Here is a 20,397-nt window from a genome sequence, read left to right as displayed (position 1 = left end):
AAGAGGTACTGCAACAAACTCGTTGGTGCCTGCATTCTCTTGATTTGCAGCGTCCGAAAATTTTCATCAAACAAAAGACAAAAGGGAACTTCCTTGGATAAGGAGTTCCCTTTTGTTGTATTTCAATAAAGCTTCCTGGCCTCGTTTATTCCTCTATCTACTCCTCAGTACCTAGATCCTTGTTCAAGTTATCCGACAAGTATTGAATAATTCCATTCTCCGCATCCTGTGCATATTCCCATACCATCGCACCTGCTAGATCTTTTTGCTTGATGTATTTGACCTTTTCTCGCAAAGCTTCCTTGTCTTCATAACTAATGAAGGTACTCCCGTTAAATAGGTAAGCTGCTTTTGCTTGATCGTCAAAATAACGCTTAAATCCATTTTTGTTCAAATATTTATCCTCAATATTTCGATAATGAATATTTACTTTCTCGATATCGATTGGCTTACCCTTGGCAAAAAAACCATCTTCATCACTGTTCACATCTGTCCAGCCATATGAATAAGCTGGGATGCCAAGCAGCAGTTTCTTGCTATCAACTCCGTGATCCAGAAAAGCTCGCACGATCTGATCCACGCTTTGAGTCGCTTTATTCCCTTTATCTTTGTAAAGATTAGCATTAAATCCTGTCGTTTCGGACCATCTGCCAGTCAGATCGTAGCTCATGACATTGATGAAATCGACATACTTTTCCACGGCCTTTACTTCTACATTTTTAAAATACCAATCTTGTGTACCTGCTGCAAAAGTAAGAATATACTTTTTGTTTCCTTTATGCGGCAGCAGGTTTAACTGTTCTCTTAGCTCTCGCATTAAGCTTGTGAAGTTTTTTGTATCCTTTGGACTCGCCTTTACGGTTCCCCATGCGTCAAAGGCCGGAAATTCCCAGTCAATGTCGACACCATCGAGATCAAGCTCCTTGACCAAATCAATAATATTTTTCGTAAATAAATATCGATTGCCGTCGAGCGAAGCGTCTGAGAAGCCATCTACGCCGTAACCCCCAACGGCAAGAACAAATTTTGTCTTCGGATTATTGGCTTTGAGCTGCATAATGTTTTGTTTGATCTGCTTGTTCCCTTCTTCTTTTTCATGAAAGAACAAGCCAGTACCGGAGATTTTGGCGAAGGCAACAAAGGCGATATCTACGCCCTGCTCCGATAATCTTACATCCTTCGGGTCGCGCCAGGCTTCGATATATACCGTTGACAACTTCCGATCCTCTGCGTTTACGCTTTGGTAGAAGTAAATGCCCATACCAACAAGAAGCACAGCCACAAGCGCTTTGGTCAAAAAATTTACTTTTAGCGCTTTATTTCCTTTTCGCTCAGTTATCGTTTTTTTCCCTTTTACCGTCTTCTTCACATTCACCCCGCTACCCCCTTCCGCCGAATAAAATATGCGTTACCCACCGATTCAAATTAAACACTTTGACAACGATATAACTAATCGAGAAAATCGCAACGATATTAAACAGAAGGCTTAATGTCGTCTCAAGGAATGTTGCATCGATAGCCACATCCCTTGAAACCATCGTATCCACCAAGAGATGGATTAAATAAATGCTGAAGCTTGCCGTAGAGACGGAGCCAATTACTTTTTTAACCTTATAATTTGTTTTCCGGCTAATCATCGTATCTTTTTCCTTAAAAAACAGAAACACTCCGATCGCCATTAAGAAGCTTGTAATGGAATAGTTGCCGTAAAACATCTCGTCCAGCACCCCGCCGTATGAGGACACTACATAAGTCAATATTGGAGTTAAGAAAAAGGACAAGATGCCAAGATTAAACAATGTATGCTTAATAACGGGACGAAGCTCAACATTAAAGAGATAGTAGCCAAGCACAAAATAACCTAAATTGCCCATAAAAAACGGAATATTCATACTAGGCACATAAAGGTGCTGATCGGTTAGGCGTACGAAGATGTCGGATACTAGCCGGTACAAGATACTGACGATAAACCATAAGATCAGAAAATATCTCAGATCCTTCTCACTGCATGAGCGTACGAGCTTGCCAATTAGCGGAACGGTCATATAAATGGCAATAATAGCGTACAAAAACCACAAATGAACGTAGTTTCCGTCTGTTACTAATTTCTTGCCAAAATCGAGTATGAACTCGTACGCGCTCATTTGGCTCTTGAGTATGTAATACTCCTTGTAATAGCCATAAATTAATGACCATGTAAGCAAAGGAATGATCAGAGGCAGTATTCTTTTCTTATAAAATCCTTTGTAGGACTTCACTTCGATTCTCAAAATCATGGCACCGCTGATCATAAAAAATACTGGAACTGCAAAGCGGCAAATTGAGTTGAACACATTGCTGACCCACCATGAGGTTGTCGTAAAATCATTCGTTCGGGTCAGCAAGGATGCAGTAATATGAAGCACGATAACGGCTACTATGGAAAGAATCCTTAATAAATCAATATACATAATTCGATTATTTTGAACATGGGCTGTGTTGCTCATAATGTCCCTCCAATATTATCTCGAACTTGCCACTGTATTTTGGCTAATGGATGCGACGCCCTTGCGTTCGACAAAACCCCATCCTTCATCATTGTCAAAATATTTGAATGTTCCAATGATGTTAATGTAGAGGAGCACAAATCGGTAAGTGAACAATTCCAACTGACTAAATCCGAACATTTTAATATAATCTAGCAACGAATAATTACTGCCATATTTTTTGCACAAATAGAGTGATATCACGATTTGAATTGCATTCACTAACATCGTGACAAGGAATAGTACAATCGCTGCCCATATGCCGCTGCCCGATGTAATAGCGTGCGCCATGTGGAAAATCGTCGTAAATGCGGTTAACGTACCGAGTACGAAGCCGTCGATTGCAAAAAACAAGCTGACGCCGATGCTGAAGCTCCGAGATAATTTCGACCAATAAATGAGGATACAATCCACAAACGCTTTCTGCCAACGAATACGCTGCTTGTAGAAGTTTTTCATATTTTCCGGACATTCGGTGTAGCATACCGCCTCCGGCGCGTAGACCAGTCTTTTTTTGAGTTTATTTGCTTTCATGTACTCGTGGATTTTCAAAGTGATGTCGATATCCTCGCCAACCGTGCTTCTGAACCCGTTCACATCAAACATGAGTTCTTTGTAGAAGGCTCCGAATGCCCCTGAGATAACGACGATGGAGTTAAATAGCGATTGTGTTAATTTGCGGACGTAGAAGCTGTGGATATAGCTAATTACTTGGCTCTTTATAATGCCTTTTCCTATAAATTTCTCCATAATGACGCCGTCTTGTCGTTCTGCGCCTTGTACGATTTTGACGGTTCCCCCTAGGGCAATAATGTCGCTTTCGTGAAAATATTGGTTTACGTATTTTAAGGAGTTTACTTCCAGCATACTGTCAGCATCAAGCGTAATAACAATTTCGCCATTCGCATAATCGATGCCAGCATTAAGTGAATCGGCTTTGCCGCCATTCATTTTGTCCATGACGTAGATGTTGGGAAATTTGCTTGAACGGTAAAAACCTCTAATTCTTTTATATTTCAGTTTTTGACTAGCCTTTCTGTAATCATTCCGAAGGTCCAATAGCTCTTGCAGCTTGTTAAAGGTACGATCTTTAGATCCGTCATTTACGATAATGATCTCATGATTCTGATAATGCAGACCCTGCATCGCATCGATGCAATTTTTGATCGTAAGCTCCTCGTTATACGCAGGAACCAGGACCGATAACGACTTCTCATCAAGCTCGTTATTGAGCTTTCGCACCTTGCTGAAGAACAACGGAATAACCGTATACAGCAGTTGAAAGATGAGAAAAACAACGGTTGTCGCATACAGCATGTACTGAATAACTATCCACTCCTTCATTTAGCAATGGCGATTACGAACCATGGCTACGTTTCTTTTTCTACTTTCAACCTATCTCATCATGATCAGAATTGTAAAATCTCACCAGTTTTCAATAAAACGAATACATCTTCTATTATCTATCGTTTTCTATCATTTCCTTCAGTTTACGTGCTAAAAGCCAAATATTTAACTTCCAATCATTTGCAGATTTTGTCGAATCAAGGGTGTTAATAGAGGAATGAGCTGATAGTCCATTTTTTTGAAAGCGTATAACCAACCTTCCTAGTGGGTTTTCTCTTGACAGCCTCTATTAAATAAAAATCGACAAAATCTATAATTTTCACTTTGTAAATGATTTATGAAATTTATGTTTGCTCGTTTTAGTCACCATTTTGTCATATTTATATTGAATTATGGTGTTTAAAACCATATTTATGATTTATTAATTCAAAAACTGCATAATAACTACAAATATCTATACCGCCATTTTCCAGATGCTAAAAATTCGCCCGAAACCGCAAAAAAGAGGCAATCCAAAGGTTATAAGCCCTTAAGATTGCCTCTTTCATTAACAATTCGTTTCATTGCATAGTAAAGCGTTAACTTCAAGTCCTCAGATTGCTAAGATCATCATCCTGAAGGCTGAAGCTGCTTTAGCACGCTTGCATTTACGGTACGGCTGCCCACCTCGCCATGAAATACAACGCCTTGACGCGATCCATGGAAATCCGATCCACCTGTAACGATCAGATTGAAGTCCGCTGCAAGCTGCCCGTATCTTTGCTCTTCTTCCGGTCCATGATCGGAATGGAACACCTCGATGCCCTGCACACCATAGCGAACCAGCTCTTCGACTAAAGAATCATTGTTGTATAAACCAGGATGTGCAATAACACTTGTGCCTCCCGCTTCTCTAATCCAGTCAATCGCCTCAAATGGAGTCAATCTCGGTGGATTGACATACGCCGCGGCGCCGGCAGCCAAATAACGATCGAAAGCTTCCTTCATATTTTGAACGAAACCCTTTTGAATAAGTGCAGCAGCAATATGCGGGCGACCAATACTTACTTCGGCTGCCTGCAGCTCTTCCTTCGAGCTTTCACCATGAGCCGCAGCGATAACTTCATCCATGGACAGCGCAACGCCAAGCTCATTTAATTTAGTAATAATCATTTCATTCCGTTGATCTCTTAGCCCGCGCAAACTCGAAAGACGCGATAACCACTTCTCGTCGTCATTATTCGTGTAATAACCGAGAATATGAATATCCGTTCCTTCTGCCACCGTGCTCACCTCAACACCGGGAACCACCGTAATGTTTAATCGTTCGCCTTCAAGCAATGCTTCAACTACACCAGCCACCGTATCGTGATCTGTAATAGCAATCGCAGCAAGCCCTGCTTCTTTGGCTAGACGAACATTATCCGCGGGGCTTTGCATGCCATCAGAAGCCGTCGTGTGCGTATGCAAATCAGCAAGTCCGTTCATTAGAGCCATTGCTGCAAATCCCTCTCTCTCAAAAAACTTAGAAAAGTAACAGCTGATATCGGCAATATAGCCGATTTTAAGTATATCGAATAAAACTGTCGTTGGAACTTGGAATCCGACACTTTAATCATTCGAATTAAATCAAGCGCAACTTCATGTTTGACAGAGGAAGATGAAATAAATGATATGCCAAGGCCTGCTTCAACAGCTGATTTGACAGCGCCAGTGCTGCCCAGCTCCATTACGATTTTCATCGATGCAGGATCTATATTTTTTTTCCTCAGCTGCTCCTCCATGACAAGTCTTGTCCCCGAGCCTTGCTCACGCAGAACAAACGGATATTCCATCGCTTCTTCCAATGTAACCGATTCTCGATCGGCTAATGGATGCGATTGCGATACGATCAATCTAAGCTCATCGCTCATTACCGCCTCCATATGCATATCGGGATGATTAACAGGAGCTTCAATTAATCCAAAATTAAGCTGATGATTCAAAATATCCTCCATAATTTGCGATGTATTCATAACTTTCATACTAATCGAAATATGCGGATATTCCTGTCCAAAAGGACCAAGCAAGCGCGGCAGAATATATTCACCTATCGTTAAGCTCGAACCGAGCTGCAATCTTCCCTTAAGCTGCTTCGTGAATGCTGACATCGCCTGATCTGTATCTCGTATAAGATCGATGCTCCTCTGCGCATAAGGCATAAGAGCCCGTCCAGCTTCTGTAAGCTCGATTCGCTTCGTTGATCGCTGAAGCAGCTTCGTGCCAAAATAATCTTCCAGTGACTGCACTTGCATCGTAACGGCTGGCTGAGTCATATGTAATGATTGCGCTGCAGCTGAAAAACTGCCGCGTTCCGCAACCGTGCAAAATATGTGCAGTTGATGAAAATTAAGCGCCATCGTTCAATCATCCTTTCTTCTGGTGCTTATTATACTATAAACCTTGTACAGAATCTTACAACACGCACAAAAAAAGCGTGCAATCTGTTTTAGGATTGGACGCTCCACTCTTTGATATATAGGTACAAAGTCTCATTTTCTTTTTCTGCTGCTTTTGACGAGAGTCATGCGCCGTGAATGGCGAAGCCACGAATAGTAGGACTTTAGATCCCTTAGCTCGATTGTTTCTGACATGCGCCCAAGGAAAGTTACTATGATCATTTTATGTAGCGGAGTTCCGGTTATATCCGTTTCTGTCATCGAGTCCGCAAATTCAGCAACAAATACGAGATCGTCGTCAATTAAATAAACGTCCTGCTCATTGCGGTAATAAGGCTCGATGCGGCCTTGTTTCAAGCATTCCCATAAATATTCAGCTATATCTTCATAACCGGTTTTCTCGCTTTCTATCCGGTCAAGCCAACGACTTTTGGCATGGTTTGTAATAACGATATCCGCTACTTTTTTGTCACCTAGATCAATATAAAACGACTCATATGTGTTCCATCTTCTCGTCATTCTATCTTTCACTTCGCAACCTACTCCTTCCAAAGAACCAGGGCTTTTATACTATGAATTTAATTCCATTCTATCACGATTGTCCGAGATTACAACAAAAAATTAAAGTCCGACCATTTTTGTAAGTTTTTGGCTATTATAATAAAAAAAAGACGTTTCTCAGTGTTATTGCACACCGTGAAACGTCTTTTAGTGCATGTTTTGAAGTTTTTACCAATATTTCCTTCGTTATGCGATTGATTAGCTTTACGAACAACGTCATCAGACGAGTGTTTTCGACTAAACCTTTACAAACTATAAAATCTAGTTTTATCTTCGCTGTCTTTGCTGTACTCTGTCTTAATCTCGTTTCGATAAGATCGTTCAATCTTCCGTACGTACGAGAGCTTCCCCATCTGCCGCACAGCCTCTTCAGAGCGTTCCGCATTCATATACATCACAACGTAATGCATCTTCCGCGACATATAATGAACCGTCCCGAACCTCTCCAGTGATCTTGCCGCTTTCAAATCACTTACCCAAACGATATAACCTGTTCGATCCGGTAGCATCTTTTCCCTCCTCAAAGGTTTGCGTAGCAAACCTCACTTCGTAAGCATCTACTTAGGTTTGCGGAGCAAACCTCACTTCGTAAGCCTATGCTTCTTCCTTGTTCGCTCTTATGGCTTCAACTTAACCGCAACCGCCGCTTCCACAGCTGCATGAGCCGCCGCTTCCACAGCTACCGCCGCCGGCAGCTTTTTCATTGCCAGGCACTTTAATATTGTCCGAAACGGACTCCGCTATCGTGCGGGATACATCATAAAGCATTTCATCGACGATCTGCTCGGCTAGCTTGAAGCGGCGAACGCTTTCAATTTCGCTTAGCTCTCGTTCGATTTGCTTCACTTTGTCTTTCGCTTCGTTGTAGTCAGGATGAAAGCGCCCGAATCGTTGGCATTCCTCAAACAGTATCTTCGCTTTATCGAACCGTTTGGTAATTTGCTTCACTTCTTCATCTTCATTCACAGCAGACTTCCAATATAAATATTCGGCAACTTCCGCCGATTGATTAATCGAATCACCTAAATCATAGGCGCAAAGCAGCAGCGACGCCATATCGAGAGAAGAAACGCCGCCTTGCGGTTGCTCCAACTGAATAGCCGTTAAACCTTCAGCAGTTGGCATTTATCCACCTCTTTCCCATTCGCTAAATTCTACACTATCATATCATATTTAATTAGCCAATAGATAGAGATTATATTGGGCTGCCTTGACCTGGTATCACTAAGCACATCTCTTCCCACATATCTGGAGTCAGCCTGATCTGCTCTCGCTGCGGGTCATCACGCAGCAGCCCAACGACGGCCCAGCCGTCGCCTTGCTGCTCAAGCTTCTCAGGCACAAACGAACGAAGCTCTCTTTCCATGCGAAGCTGTACAGGCGTTTGCCATTGCAATGCCTTCTCGATTAATTCTTTTCTTGTCGAATGATGGTATGCACGCAGCTGCTTTGTCCACATGGAAGGCACAAGCTCCATTTCAGAGAAAAAAAGCGGTTTTTTCCTAGCCTCTAAATCACTGAGTTCATAATGATGAAGCGGAAAAGCTTCATAAATATAAGAAAGAGCGGGTATTTTTGATTCCTCCTTCGGCAGAAGCTCAAGTAAGCGCGATCCCTCTATATCGAAACTAACGTATGGGTAATTATATTCATCATTCGCAAAATCTGTCTGAACCATTTTGCGTGCGGGATATCCTGCTTTTTGCAAACATGCTCGAATCTCACTTATACGAGACTTTTCAACAATGAAATCCAAGTGACCAAGCTTCTCCATCAATAAAGGGGCTACACCAGAATCATTTTCCACTATTGCCGCCATCTCTTCACTATCGCAGCGCAGCAGCGCAACTTCGGCGAAGAAAGTACGGCTAGCACGGCTCGTCCATACTTCCAACAGAGCGATTACCGTAGAAGGCAAATGATTTCCGCCTGATGCCTGCTCAAGAAAGCTTTGAATGGAGGCTCTTGATCTTCCTTGCTCCAGCGCCCTTGTAATTGATGCCGCTTCAAGACGGTAAACAGAAACCTGCTCATCTGATTTGCGTTCAGCTATCAGCTCCAGCTCCCACCTTATCCAGAAGGGACATTCTGGTTGTACAATCAATTCCCCATTCGGTTGAACGGTTACAATTGCATCCAAATCTTGTACCTGCACCGGAGAATCTTTACGTAATGGAGCAGCTGCTTTCCATCTAAAAAAAAACTCATTGCTCGCTGCTTGCTGACAATCTACCAGCTCCATCCAGCCTAGATTATGCCATAAACCGAACCAGCTTGGCCTTGGTTGATTTCGATTTATGTTTTGCTCCTGGCCTATATCGGCAACGATACGATTCTCATGAAGCCACATATCCGCACGCTGATTTGAATACCATTCACCTGCTTGAAGGCTCGTCAACGAGGCAGCCAAATGGGCATTTCCACCTGCGGTTGGAAGCAGCAGCGCCAAGCACCAATTCATTAATTGATATTCTCGCACAGTCTCATCAAGCATAAGCCATTTTCTAAGCTGGTCATCATTCCATTTCAATGCCCCATTCACTGCTGTTAACAGTCCAAATGCAAAACCCGCTTCCAAAATGAAGGCAACCTGTACGGGATAAATATCCGAGTAGGACCATTTTAGATCAAATGTTTTAAGCCAGCATTCCTCCAGATCTAAAGCTTGCAGCAGCTTAGCGATCGTTTTTTTGGGAAGCGTGCCGTTTGTCGTAAGCGATAAGCCGCTCTTCCCCAATAACGAAAAGGCACTGAGCAGCTGTCTGCCAAGCGGCCTGCAATAAGGTCGCATGACACCATTCATTAGTCTTTCCCTCTGTTGCTCAGTCAGCACCTCAGCTTTGTATGGGAATAACATCCTCTGCCACACTGCAAAACATTCTACAGGCATAAAATACAGACTCTCTCCCCATACTTTATGTACCGTAAATAATACGCCCCATTCCTCAAGTTCTGCCAATGCGAGCTGACATTCCGCCCCTGAGAGGCCTGTGCTGTTCCGAAGAACTTTAAGGAGCCGTTCTCCGTCTGCGGGAGCAGCTGCAAAATAACGCAGCATTTCCGTCAATACTTCCGCTGCATACGGCGAGAACATAGATACAGCTTCTCGGATTGTCTCATCATCTACCGCTGCTTCTCCCCATGACAGTCCTCTTTGACCAGCTGTCTGCCATAGCGGTCCCTGCATCATATGATCCAAGCGCTCTGCAGATAACTTGCCTAGCAGCTGTTTCATTTTCATAGAGCAGCAGCCTCCTCAAGCTTGTCTTCATCATGAGGCAAGCTAAGTCTCTCGTAGTGATACCCTTGCTCCAGCATAAAAAGCTGTCTTTTCATCGCAAATTCCGTTTCCTTCGTCTGATCCGTTACAATGGTATAAAACCATGCGCAATTGTTAATCGCTTTTGGCCGCAGCAATCTCCCAATCCGCTGCGCTTCCTCTTGTCGTGAGCCAAAGCTGCCGGATAATTGAATGGCTACGGAGGCATCAGGCAAATCCACTGCAAAATTAGCTACCTTGGATACGATTAACACTGATATGTCGCCTGCTTTAAAGCTGTCATAAAGCGTTTGTCTCTCGAGCTGCGGCACCTCTCCCGTCAGCAAGGGAGCGCCAATAACTGCGGACAGCTCGTGCAGCTGGTGCAAATACTGGCCAATAATTAAAGTCGGTTTGCCTGCATGCTCCCGCAATAGCTGCTCTACAACTTTGATTTTTGCGGGATTTTCCGCAGCCAATCTGAGCTTGGAACGCGCAGAGGCCTGTGCATACAAAGCCGATTTACTTCTATGTAGTGGAACCCTAATCTCCGTGCAAGCTACGGCTGCTATATACTCGCCAGCCTCGGCTGTCTTCCATTGCATGTCGAACTGCTTTGGACCTATTAATGAATATACATCCTCAGCACAGCCATCCTCACGTACGAGTGTCGCAGTTAATCCAAGCCGTCTTGTCGCTTGTATATCTGCAGTCATCCGGAAGACTGGAGCTGGCAGCAAATGCACCTCATCGTAAATAATTAGCCCCCAATCCCGTTCGGAGAACAGCTTCATATGGGTAAAAGGAGACTCCTTGGATTTGCGATGCGTCAAAATATTGTAAGTTGCTATCGTAACAGGGCGTACCTGCTTCAATGTGCCGCAATATTGACCAACATCCTCATCCAACAGCGACGTTTTATCCAGCAGCTCGTCTTTCCATTGTTTTACGGAGGTAGAATTAGAGGTAAGAATAAGCGTTGCTCTGCCCAAACGAGCCAATGCGGCAATTCCCACAATGGTTTTACCCGCTCCGCAAGGCAATACGATTACGCCGCTTCCTCCTTCCACTTTGCCTTCCTTATAAAAAAGCTCGACAGCAGCCTGCTGATAGTCCCTTAAATCAAACAAACGATTTCGCAGCGTATGCTTCCTCAGCTCTACCGGGAGTTCCTCGCCCACATGATAGCCTGCTAGATCAATGACAGGATATCCAAGTCGTGTCAGCTCCTGCTTCAAGGCGCCTCTACAGCCTTCATCAAGCTCCCAAGCGGCATTAAGCCGTGCTTTTACCCAGCTTGTTATTGACGATTGTTCCGAAAGCTCATCCAAAATAGCTTGTTCTCCGTGCAGCATCAGTTTGTTCGATTCCGTAGACAACCACAGCTTGCCATATCTGCTAATCAGTTTGCGAATCATTACCTCCGCTTGAAATGGCAGCTCGTATCTGCTGTATTCTGTTAGCCAACCTATGATTTCTTCTCCAGTAATTCCAGCCGCTGCTGCATTCCAGAGAGTCAAAGGTGTCATTCGATAAGTATGGATCGCTCCAGCTCTTCTAATTGCATCCATGAAGAGAACGAGCTTATCTCTAGCTTGCTGTGCATGCGGCTTGCGTTCATCAAGCAGAACCATTAAGTCTGATTGCACAATTAATGGCCGATCGTTTGGATGCTGCATCATTCTCCTCCTTCATAAATTCATCAAAACGGCCTCTCAAAAAAATAACCTAGATTTTTCTCTTCCTCACAGTATGAAGAAATTAACACAATTTTATGCTTTAAGTATCTGGACAACTGCGCGATTTTTATGTTCAAGATGTGTTATAGTAATAAGAAGATTGTATTTAAACTGCAAATTGGGGTGGAGGTACCGCATCTATGAAAAGAATTATAATCATTCTCCTCATGCTCATTTGCATGCCGCTTGCCGGTTGTACGGCCATTTCCGAGCTTTCTTCGAACGTTATACAAACCAACCAATGGTATCAGGTAGCTGGCTTTATAGATGGTGATACTTTCAAAATCAAAACAGGTTCTAGTGAAACGACGATTCGACTACTTTACGTAGATACGCCGGAGACCAAGAAACAAGATAGTCCAGCCGATCCATTCGGACCCGAGGCTGCTGCCTTCACTGAGACGCTTCTGACAGAGTCGCAAGAGGTTAGGCTTACCTTCGATAAGGAGCTTAAAGATCGCTACGATCGTACGCTCGCAATCGTGGAGCTGAAGGATGGACGAATATTAAACGAGGCACTTATTGAGGAAGGTCTTGCGAAGGTGCTCATCATAGAGCCTAACGTCAAGATGGAAAACGCATACAAGCAGCTGGAGCAGCAAGCTGAACAAGCTAAGCAAGGTTTATGGAGTAATGATGCCGAAATTAATCACACAAGCTTCCCTGTAAAAAAAGCGGCGCGAAGCGGCATTACGATTGAGGTGGACAAACAAGCCGAGCTTGTCACTATAACGAATACAACGGATGATGCCATTCAAATGAAAGGCTGGAAGCTGGTTAGCGTTCGAGGCAATCAAACCTATCCGTTTGGCCAATATGTCCTGAAAGCACAGAAAAGAGTAGTCATTTCCTCAGCAGATGAGGTGCGTTCATCAGATGATGACCTGCTCCTTTGGGGAGCAACAAATATTTGGAACAACAAGGAATCGGATCCTGCTGAGCTTTATAACGAATACAATGAATTAGTAGCTGTATGGGAAGACTAATAACAAATAAGGCTGTCCGAGCGCGTTTATCGACGCACTTAGACAGCCTTTATTTATATTAATGAACCATTGGAGGAGCTGCTGAATACTCTCGCTCCGAAATAGAGCTAAGCGCCTCCCCGGCTTCATCAGCAAATATATCTCGAACAGCAAGATCCCCGATTGCCAGAATCCCTACTAGTTCTCCATCATCCACAACCGGAAGTCTGCGTATCTGCTTAGATGCCATCAGCTCCGCGGCCTCATCGGGAGATGCGTCAGAAGTTATCGTAGCCACATCCGTACTCATTACCTCAGCTACTGCAGCTGAGCCAGGATGCTTCTCTGCATATCCTTTTACGACTAAATCTCGATCAGTGACTACCCCTATCAGCTTCTTGCCATCTACAATTGGAATAAATCCGATATCATGCTCCTTCATTTTTAAAGCAAGCTCGTATACATTATCAAGCAAAGTCGCTGTGACACAATCTGTCGACATAATTTGTTTTAACGTTTTCAGCGGAAATACCTCCTCGATTATAAGTACGAGGTTTAGCATAACCTTTTTAGAACCTGAGCATCCCCTCTTATGCGGTTGAAACAACTCCGCTCGCATATTCCTCAGCCATACCAATCAGAAGCCTTGCTGCCCGCTGCATCGCTCTCTCGTCAATGTCGAATTTAGGGTGATGATGCGCATACGTTGCGCCGCAGCTCTCATTGCCAGCACCAACAAACATAAAGCAGCCTGGCACTTTTTCCAAGTAATAAGAAAAATCCTCAGCAACCGTAATGGCTTCCGAACGCACAACCGCGCTTTCACCGAACAGCCTTTCGCCGACCTTGAAGAAACGCTCAGCCTCTTCTTCATCGTTTACGACGGGCGGATAACCAATCCTCATCTGATAATCGAATTCCGCGCCATGCATTTGGCATATATGCGTGACAAGCGACTTGAGCCGGTCATGTATCATCATTCTCGTCTGCTCGTCAAACGAACGGACAGTTCCTTTTAATCTACAACGTTCCGCAATAACGTTATTGGTCGTACCTGCTTGGAAAGAACCGATAGTCACCACAGCCGGATGCAGCGGGTTCACATTGCGGCTTACAATGGATTGGACGGATTGCACAAGCGTTGAACCAATCATAATCGCATCAATTGCTTGATGCGGCAATCCCCCATGACCGCCTCGTCCCACAATATCAATAACGAATTCATCCGCAGCAGACATAAAGGCTCCTGGTTTGGACGACACCAAGCCATAAGCAAGCGGCGTCCACAGATGAACGCCATAAATGACGTCAACTCCATCCAGTGCTCCATCCTTTATCATCGGCATTGCTCCGCCAGGTGTAACCTCTTCGGCTGGTTGGAACAACAGTCTGCGCTCACCACAAATAGCGGATCGATTAGCCGAATAATAAGACGCAATCGCTAGAAGCGTAGATGTATGTGCATCATGACCGCATGCGTGCATAACGTTTGGCACCTTAGACGCATACTCGCATTTTTTCTCATCTTGAATAGGAAGTGCATCAATGTCAGCCCGCAGCGCTATGACTGGGCCTGGCTGATCTCCCTTAATGGTTGCAATTAGTCCATGTCCGCCAACGCCTGTCTGAACCTCAATACCCAGCTCGCTTAATTGGGTAGCAATCCAGCTTGACGTTACTCGTTCATGAAACGAAAGCTCAGGATATTGATGAAGATGTCTGCGCCAATTAATCATTTTTGGAAATAGCTGCTCTAGCTGTAGATCTACGATATCCTCTGTTTGCAAATCGCAAACCCCCTTACATTTTCAAAAAAACTACGAATCCTATCATGCCATTTAGTTTACCAGATGAACGGCTTAATTAGGAAGCAAATGCATCACTAAATCGTTAGGAATATTAGTTTTCTTCAAAATGTCACTTTTGTTCACAACAAGGGGTGGGAGTAAGGGTTGCGCTTGCTGGGGAAACATACTATCATGAGAAAAGAATGTACAACTCTGTCTTTTGAAATGGAAGCATATGCTAGTAAAGTCAGTTTTGCTTCACAAAACCTTTGGGAGGAACTACCATGATTATTGAAAATACCGGCTTAAACGGTGTTAAAAGCGAACTTGACCACTTAGACGAATCTGCTGAAAAAGTTGGTTTTGTCCGTTGGCAGTGGGAATACTATCGCGCTACATACGACTTGAAACTTGAGGATCACGCGAGCGGATCCGATTATTATTTGAGAATTACAACAAGAGCCATTGAAGGTAAGCTTGAATCACCCCATGCCGTTCTAATTATCGAATCGGTTTATATCGGACGCTCCACTTTCCCGCATGGTCTTGAGTATGAGTCCCCTATTCCACAGCCAATTATGAGTACGGCGACGCAAAGACTTCAGCAATTGAAACAATTGTTAGCGTAACGGTGCTGACATGAAAGCCACGCAGAACGGTAGCCGTGGAAGACCGGACTTTCTGCTTCTCATTTTAACTCTTCTGCTCGTTGGCTTTGGGCTTGTTATGGTTTTCAGCGCAAGCTCAAGTGTCGCGGTCGTAACAAAGGAAGATGCTTTGTATTTCACCAAGCGCCAGTTCGTGTGGGCTGGCCTTGGCATAGTGGTTATGTTGTTTATGATGAATTTGCGTTATCAAGTATTTAAACGCCTCTTCATGCTATTTTTCATTCCAGTAGTCATCATGCTCTTTCTCGTTCCGTTTGTTGGCAAGGAGATCAATGGCGCACATAGCTGGTTTGGAATTGGACAACTTGGCATACAGCCAACAGAACCAGCCAAGCTGGCCATCATATTGTATCTTGGTGCTCTTATAACGAAGAAGGGCGATAATTTTCGCAGCTTCAAAAAAGGGCTGCTGCCGGTTATCATTATCGTCGGCTTCGTTTGCGGCTTGATTATGATGCAGCCCGATCTTGGTTCCACCTTAGTGCTTGCTGCATGTGCTACGGTCATGATTATGGCTGGCGGTGCGAATTTAAAGCAGGTATTTATGTCTGGAACGATTATCGGCCTCTTTCTCACCGTCATATTCAGTATCTCGATGGCGATTGATCCAAAACCTTGGAAATACCGAATTGATCGGCTTACCGTGTTTAGAGATCCGCTCAGCGATTCTCAGGATACAGGCTGGCATCTCGTGTCGTCACTGCAAGCCTTTGGTCACGGCGGTTTGACCGGTGCCGGATTCGGTGAAAGCGTCCAGAAGCTGCATTACCTGAAATATCCCTATAATGATTTTATTTTTGCAATCATTGGAGAAGAGTTAGGCTTTATTGGCAGCGCCCTCTTCTTGCTCTTTTATTTATTTTTCTTATGGCGTGGTCTTATCGTTGCACTCCGCTGTCCTGATCATTACGGCACAGTTGTTGGTGTTGGCATTGTCGGCTTGATCGCCATTCAGGCTTTTGTCAACATAGGCGGCGTTACTGCTGCAATACCGCTGACAGGTGTTACACTTCCGTTCATAAGTTATGGCGGCTCATCATTGCTATTTTGTCTAATGTCTATCGGCGTATTGTTAAGCATATCGAGGGAAGCAAACCGTGTAGAACCTACAAAGCGCTAATGGAATCAAAAAAAGGGTGCCTCTTTTTATAAAAGAGGCACCCTTCTTTATTTACTTCAATCGCTGCTGCTGAACTTCTTCCAGCTCTTCTTCTTTAAAGGCAACGCCTTCTACCTTCACATTCACTTCAACAACGTGCAATCCTGTCATATTCTCAACAGATTCACGTACATTCAGTTGAAGCTGACGACATACCTCTTGAATCGGAATGCCGTAATGAACAATAATACGAAGATCAATGGCCGCTTCCGTCGTTCCTACTTCAACAGATACACCTTTTTGCACGTTCTTTCCGCTCAGCCGTTTGGCGAGTCCTTCGGAAATTCCGCCCGACATTGCCGCAATGCCTGGCGTTTCAAGCGCTGCGAGTCCAGCTATCGTTGCTACTACATCATCAGAGATTCGGATAAGACCCGTTTGAAGTTCTTCTGTCATGTGACTCACTCCTCATTTTGCCATATAGGCTTATTATAGCAGACGGACATAACCACAGCAAAGCTGAGTGTTAAAAGCTTTTGTGAACAAGATGTTATTTGAACTAAATGCTTATAAATTGATAATTCTTCCACCATTAGCGCTTGCTAGCTTTTGATTCACCGTCGTTACGAAGGAGTAAACCTTAAACATATTAATGTTGGCAAGCATAACAATTTCCTTTAGCTCTGCGTTCTCGTCTTTGTAATTGATAACGAGATACAAATGTTGATTTTTTTTCGTCCATGAAGCTTTTGAACCAGGCATATCATTAATAATCGTTCGACCAGCCAGGCTTCTGTCAAATTCCGTAAGGTTTTTATCCTATTTTCATTCTACCAACTTTCTCCAATATGTGACAATAACTTTATCTCCCCGTTTATTTCTCCATGAATCAGATAAACATATCGAATACACCTTTTAACTGGTAAAGTTTACATGCTTGCTTATTTCCGCTATAGTATTATCAGGTTTTCAGCAACTATTTGAAGAGGTGAACGCTTTGAATCAAAAATGGTTTTTCTCAGGGTTAATCCTCATGTTTGCACTTAGTGCCATCGGTCATTACGCCCACTGGGATAACACAGTTCAATTTATCATTTCAGCCATCGCGATCATCTTTGTGGCCGGTTTTCTTGGTAAAGCCACGGAGAGTGTCGCACATTATGCAGGTCAAAGGCTGGGCGGCTTCCTAAATGCAACCTTCGGAAATGCCGCAGAGCTCATCATCGCGATATTTTTGATTAAAGCGCAGCAATTCGATATGGTAAAAGCGAGCTTGACAGGGGCTATTATCGGAAATCTATTGCTCGTTTTGGGTCTTAGCATATTGCTTGGCGGGTTGAAATATAAGGAGCAGCAATTTAACGGCCGATTAGCTGATCACAATTCCACGCTTATGATCATGGCTGTCATTGGTCTTTTCGTACCAGCTGTATTCGTTGTCTCAGAGAAGTTTTCGTTTGAGAAGGATCAGTTTTTAAGTCTTGCTGTTGCCGGAATTCTGATCTTAGCTTATATTCTGTGGCTGGTGTTCTCCATGGTTACTCACAAGGATATGCTCTCTGATGTCGTCATGAATGCAGATCACGGTGAAGAGCCGGCCTGGTCAAAAGGAAAGTCAATCTTCTTCCTCCTCCTAGCTACCGTTATGGTGGCCTTTGTGAGTGAATGGCTTGTACATACCCTTGACGCATTCAGTGCGAAATTTGGCCTGTCTGAGCTGTTTATAGGGGCATTCGTAATCGCTATTGTCGGTAACGCGGCTGAGCATAGCGCTGCTGTTATGCTGGCTATGAAAAATAAGATCGGCGCAGCTGTAGAAATCGCGATCGGCAGCAGCTTGCAAATCGCTTTATTCGTAGCGCCTGTGCTCATTCTCGTTAGTAGCTTATTTGGAAACACGATGGATATCGTATTCACGCCTATCGAATTAACGGCCATCGGCGTTTCTGTCTTTATTGCCAAATCAGTATCGCGTGATGGACGTACGAATTGGTATGAAGGCGTGCTGCTTATTATGGTCTATGTCATCCTCGGTATTGCGTTCTACCTCGTGTAAACAAAAAAAAGAGTAGTCTCCATTTGGAGGCTACTCTTTTCTTTCCAGTGCTTCGTATAGCATAGCTAAATTCCGCTCTAATCTACTCACTATTTCCTTGCCAGCCAGCTCTGCAATGAGTCCGGCGCGAACAGCAAAGTCAACCTCTCGCGAGAATCCATACATTTGTGTATCTAGCACTTCTTCGTAAAGTGGACATTGACGAGTAGTCAAGTTTTCCATCTGAACTTCGATTAGCTTTTCTATTTTACTCGCATCTTCCTGAAGGAGACGAAGCGCTTTCTCATGCAATTGTACCGTAATTTCCGGTGAAGACATCGTTTTCCCCCCTGTGCGCGTATCCGCCGTCTTCTATACCACTATATTAGACGAAATAGAGCGATTATACAAGGTCAAAACAGAAAAGCACCTCTTCAAAAGTGAAGAGGTGCTTATTCGTTAAAAATATGATCTACTAATCCGTAATAACATTAACATTTAAGTTGTGCTTAGCAAATACAGCAGCCATTGCTGCTTTTGCTTCCTCAGCATCCGGTCCGTGTACATGAAGTTCGTACGCATGTCCGCCTACTAGTGTAGTGAAAAGTCCGAGGATGCTTTTTACATCAATATATTTGCTCTCGGCTTGCAGAACGATGGATGAAGTGAATTGGCTAGCCGTTTGGGAAATTTCTACGATTGCTGCGTTGTTGGACATGGGAGATCCCTCCAGTTAAATTAGTAAAGCTTACCTTTGTCACCATGATAACCCGAAAAGAAGCATCCAGCAAGAGGTAAAATGAAAAACGCTTTATTTTCCATTTATTACATAGGAATACGATTGGAGCGTATTTGCTTATTTGAGGTTTTCAGCATTTAACCCTTCAAGCTCTGGAATGACGAAAACGCCATCTTTGCGAATAAGTACATCATCAAAATAAATTTCGCCGCCGCCGTATTCTGGGCGTTGAATAAGTACGAGATCCCAATGAACAGCGGAACGGTTTCCATTATCCGTCTCTTCATAGGCTTGACCTGGCGTAAAGTGCAAACTGCCGGCAATTTTCTCATCAAACAAAATATCATTCATGGGATGCAAAATATGCGGATTAAATCCGATTGCAAACTCACCAATATAGCGAGCGCCTTCATCCATGTCTAAAATTTCGTTCAAACGAACATTGTCATTGCTTTCTGCTTTTACGATTTTGCCGTTTTCAAATGTCAGTGAAATATTCTGGAACGTAACGCCAGAATAGACGCTAGGCGCATTGTAAGTAATCGTACCTTGCACCGAATCGCGAACCGGAGCTGAGAACACTTCTCCATCGGGAATATTTCGGTGGCCAGAACATTTTTTCGCTCCGATATTCTTAATCGAGAAGCTTAAATCCGTGCCTGGCGATACAATCCGCACTCGATCTGTTTCACTCATCAGCTTCTGAAGCGGGTTCATCGCTGCATCCATTTTGGCATAATCCAAGTTGCACACATCAAAATAAAAGTCTTCGAAATCTTCCGTACTCATATTGGCCAGCTGAGCCATGGATGGGCTCGGGTAACGCAAAACGACCCATTTTGTTTTTTTAACGCGCTGTTCGGAGTGTACCGAATTTCTATAAATTTGATCATATAGGCGCATATTGGCATCAGGAATTCCAGCAAATTCATTCACATTATCTCCTGAGCGTACAGCGATATATCCTTGCATATTTTTCATCCGCTCCAAATCAAGCGACGACCAAAGCTCCATTTGCTCCTTCGTAGCATGCTTCAGCAAAGTACGAAGAACAGAACGATCGCTCGATTCTACAAACGGCCTGCCGCCCCGCCTTGCAACCTCTTCTATTAAACACTTGGTCAGCTCTCGTTCTGAACCAACCATGTCAATTAGCACATTCTCCCCTGCTTGAACATCGATAGAATATTCGACTAAATTTCGCGCTAGCTTTTGCAATCTTGGATCACGCATGTAAAATTCCTCTCCTTCTAACT

The 20,397-nt window shown here is 43.7% G+C and carries 21 protein-coding genes; 4 read left to right on the top strand and 17 right to left on the bottom strand.

The annotated features are described in order from the left end of the window. Nucleotides 1–157 precede the first annotated feature (157 nt). The 10 genes from BK120_RS14715 to BK120_RS14670 form a co-directional block, all read right to left on the bottom strand. Complete coding sequence (locus tag BK120_RS14715; RefSeq protein WP_076268362.1) at nt 158–1,261, bottom strand: glycoside hydrolase family 18 protein; 1,104 nt, start codon at nt 1,259–1,261, stop codon at nt 158–160. 118 nt (nt 1,262–1,379) lie between these two features. After that, nucleotides 1,380–2,486 (bottom strand): acyltransferase, encoded by a 1,107-nt coding sequence (locus tag BK120_RS14710; RefSeq protein ID WP_076268258.1) that lies wholly within the window; start codon nt 2,484–2,486, stop codon nt 1,380–1,382. Between the two features lie 15 nt (nt 2,487–2,501). Beyond that, nucleotides 2,502–3,851: a glycosyltransferase family 2 protein gene (locus BK120_RS14705; protein ID WP_076268361.1), complete on the bottom strand. Its 1,350-nt coding sequence runs from the start codon at nt 3,849–3,851 to the stop codon at nt 2,502–2,504. 630 nt (nt 3,852–4,481) lie between these two features. Next, nucleotides 4,482–5,348 carry a PHP domain-containing protein gene (locus BK120_RS14700; protein ID WP_372238994.1) on the bottom strand — a complete coding sequence of 289 codons (867 nt, stop codon included), beginning with the start codon at nt 5,346–5,348 and terminating at the stop codon, nt 4,482–4,484. Continuing rightward, on the bottom strand, nt 5,339–6,250 hold the full coding sequence (locus BK120_RS14695) for a selenium metabolism-associated LysR family transcriptional regulator (RefSeq protein WP_076268257.1): 912 nt from the start codon (nt 6,248–6,250) through the stop codon (nt 5,339–5,341). Before BK120_RS14695 ends, BK120_RS14700 begins: the two co-directional genes overlap by 10 nt. 132 nt (nt 6,251–6,382) lie before the next feature. Then, nucleotides 6,383–6,808, bottom strand: coding sequence for a hypothetical protein (locus BK120_RS14690; RefSeq protein WP_372238996.1), 426 nt, complete (start codon nt 6,806–6,808; stop codon nt 6,383–6,385). Between the two features lie 287 nt (nt 6,809–7,095). After that, a complete protein-coding gene (locus tag BK120_RS14685; protein ID WP_053375618.1) occupies nt 7,096–7,359 on the bottom strand; it encodes a YlbG family protein in 264 nt (87 codons plus the stop codon). 121 nt (nt 7,360–7,480) lie between these two features. After that, on the bottom strand, nt 7,481–7,975 hold the full coding sequence (locus tag BK120_RS14680) for a YlbF/YmcA family competence regulator (protein ID WP_076268255.1): 495 nt from the start codon (nt 7,973–7,975) through the stop codon (nt 7,481–7,483). A gap of 70 nt (nt 7,976–8,045) precedes the next feature. Beyond that, a complete protein-coding gene (locus BK120_RS14675) occupies nt 8,046–10,091 on the bottom strand; it encodes a helicase-associated domain-containing protein (RefSeq protein WP_076268254.1) in 2,046 nt (681 codons plus the stop codon). Then, the gene (locus BK120_RS14670; protein ID WP_076268253.1) at nt 10,088–11,788 is read right to left on the bottom strand and encodes a DNA repair helicase XPB; all 1,701 of its coding nucleotides are present in this window, start codon (nt 11,786–11,788) and stop codon (nt 10,088–10,090) included. The genes BK120_RS14675 and BK120_RS14670 overlap by 4 nt, the downstream gene beginning before the upstream one ends. Before the next feature lie 200 nt (nt 11,789–11,988). Between BK120_RS14670 and BK120_RS14665 the strand changes: the two genes are divergently transcribed. Then, nucleotides 11,989–12,834 (top strand): thermonuclease family protein, encoded by an 846-nt coding sequence (locus tag BK120_RS14665; RefSeq protein WP_076268252.1) that lies wholly within the window; start codon nt 11,989–11,991, stop codon nt 12,832–12,834. Between the two features lie 58 nt (nt 12,835–12,892). Here BK120_RS14665 and BK120_RS14660 read toward each other — a convergent pair whose 3' ends face one another. Together BK120_RS14660 and BK120_RS14655 are read right to left on the bottom strand one after the other, a co-directional pair. Further along, nucleotides 12,893–13,375: a CBS domain-containing protein gene (locus tag BK120_RS14660; RefSeq protein ID WP_179089805.1), complete on the bottom strand. Its 483-nt coding sequence runs from the start codon at nt 13,373–13,375 to the stop codon at nt 12,893–12,895. A gap of 28 nt (nt 13,376–13,403) precedes the next feature. Further along, complete coding sequence (locus tag BK120_RS14655) at nt 13,404–14,549, bottom strand: amidohydrolase (RefSeq protein WP_076268358.1); 1,146 nt, start codon at nt 14,547–14,549, stop codon at nt 13,404–13,406. Between the two features lie 335 nt (nt 14,550–14,884). On the opposite strand from BK120_RS14655, the gene BK120_RS14650 reads away from it, so the two are divergent. Together BK120_RS14650 and ftsW are read left to right on the top strand one after the other, a co-directional pair. Further along, on the top strand, nt 14,885–15,229 hold the full coding sequence (locus BK120_RS14650) for a YugN family protein (protein WP_076268251.1): 345 nt from the start codon (nt 14,885–14,887) through the stop codon (nt 15,227–15,229). 10 nt (nt 15,230–15,239) lie between these two features. After that, nucleotides 15,240–16,388 (top strand): putative lipid II flippase FtsW, encoded by a 1,149-nt coding sequence (ftsW, locus tag BK120_RS14645; protein ID WP_076268250.1) that lies wholly within the window; start codon nt 15,240–15,242, stop codon nt 16,386–16,388. 51 nt (nt 16,389–16,439) lie between these two features. On the opposite strand, the gene BK120_RS14640 is transcribed toward ftsW, so the two are convergent. After that, complete coding sequence (locus BK120_RS14640) at nt 16,440–16,823, bottom strand: Asp23/Gls24 family envelope stress response protein (protein WP_076268249.1); 384 nt, start codon at nt 16,821–16,823, stop codon at nt 16,440–16,442. Nucleotides 16,824–16,934: 111 nt separating this feature from the next. Beyond that, a complete protein-coding gene (locus BK120_RS14635; protein ID WP_076268248.1) occupies nt 16,935–17,129 on the bottom strand; it encodes a hypothetical protein in 195 nt (64 codons plus the stop codon). A gap of 235 nt (nt 17,130–17,364) precedes the next feature. Here BK120_RS14635 and cax point away from each other — a divergent pair, with 235 nt between their 5' ends. Then, on the top strand, nt 17,365–18,423 hold the full coding sequence (gene cax, locus BK120_RS14630; RefSeq protein WP_076268247.1) for a calcium/proton exchanger: 1,059 nt from the start codon (nt 17,365–17,367) through the stop codon (nt 18,421–18,423). Nucleotides 18,424–18,453: 30 nt separating this feature from the next. On the opposite strand, the gene BK120_RS14625 is transcribed toward cax, so the two are convergent. From BK120_RS14625 to BK120_RS14615, 3 genes are all read right to left on the bottom strand, one after another. Continuing rightward, entirely contained in the window at nt 18,454–18,741 is a 288-nt protein-coding gene (locus BK120_RS14625) for an Fpa/YlaN family protein (RefSeq protein WP_054028048.1), read from the bottom strand. Between the two features lie 136 nt (nt 18,742–18,877). Next, nucleotides 18,878–19,120 (bottom strand): HPr family phosphocarrier protein, encoded by a 243-nt coding sequence (locus tag BK120_RS14620; protein WP_076268246.1) that lies wholly within the window; start codon nt 19,118–19,120, stop codon nt 18,878–18,880. 138 nt (nt 19,121–19,258) lie between these two features. Then, on the bottom strand, nt 19,259–20,374 hold the full coding sequence (locus BK120_RS14615; RefSeq protein ID WP_076268245.1) for an aminopeptidase: 1,116 nt from the start codon (nt 20,372–20,374) through the stop codon (nt 19,259–19,261). Nucleotides 20,375–20,397 lie beyond the last annotated feature (23 nt).

The sequence above is a fragment of the Paenibacillus sp. FSL A5-0031 genome, from assembly GCF_001956295.1.
Taxonomy (GTDB): Bacteria; Bacillota; Bacilli; order Paenibacillales; family Paenibacillaceae; genus Pristimantibacillus.
The sequence above is the reverse complement of the archived record's forward strand: the minus strand, read 5'-3'. Positions and strand labels throughout refer to the sequence as shown.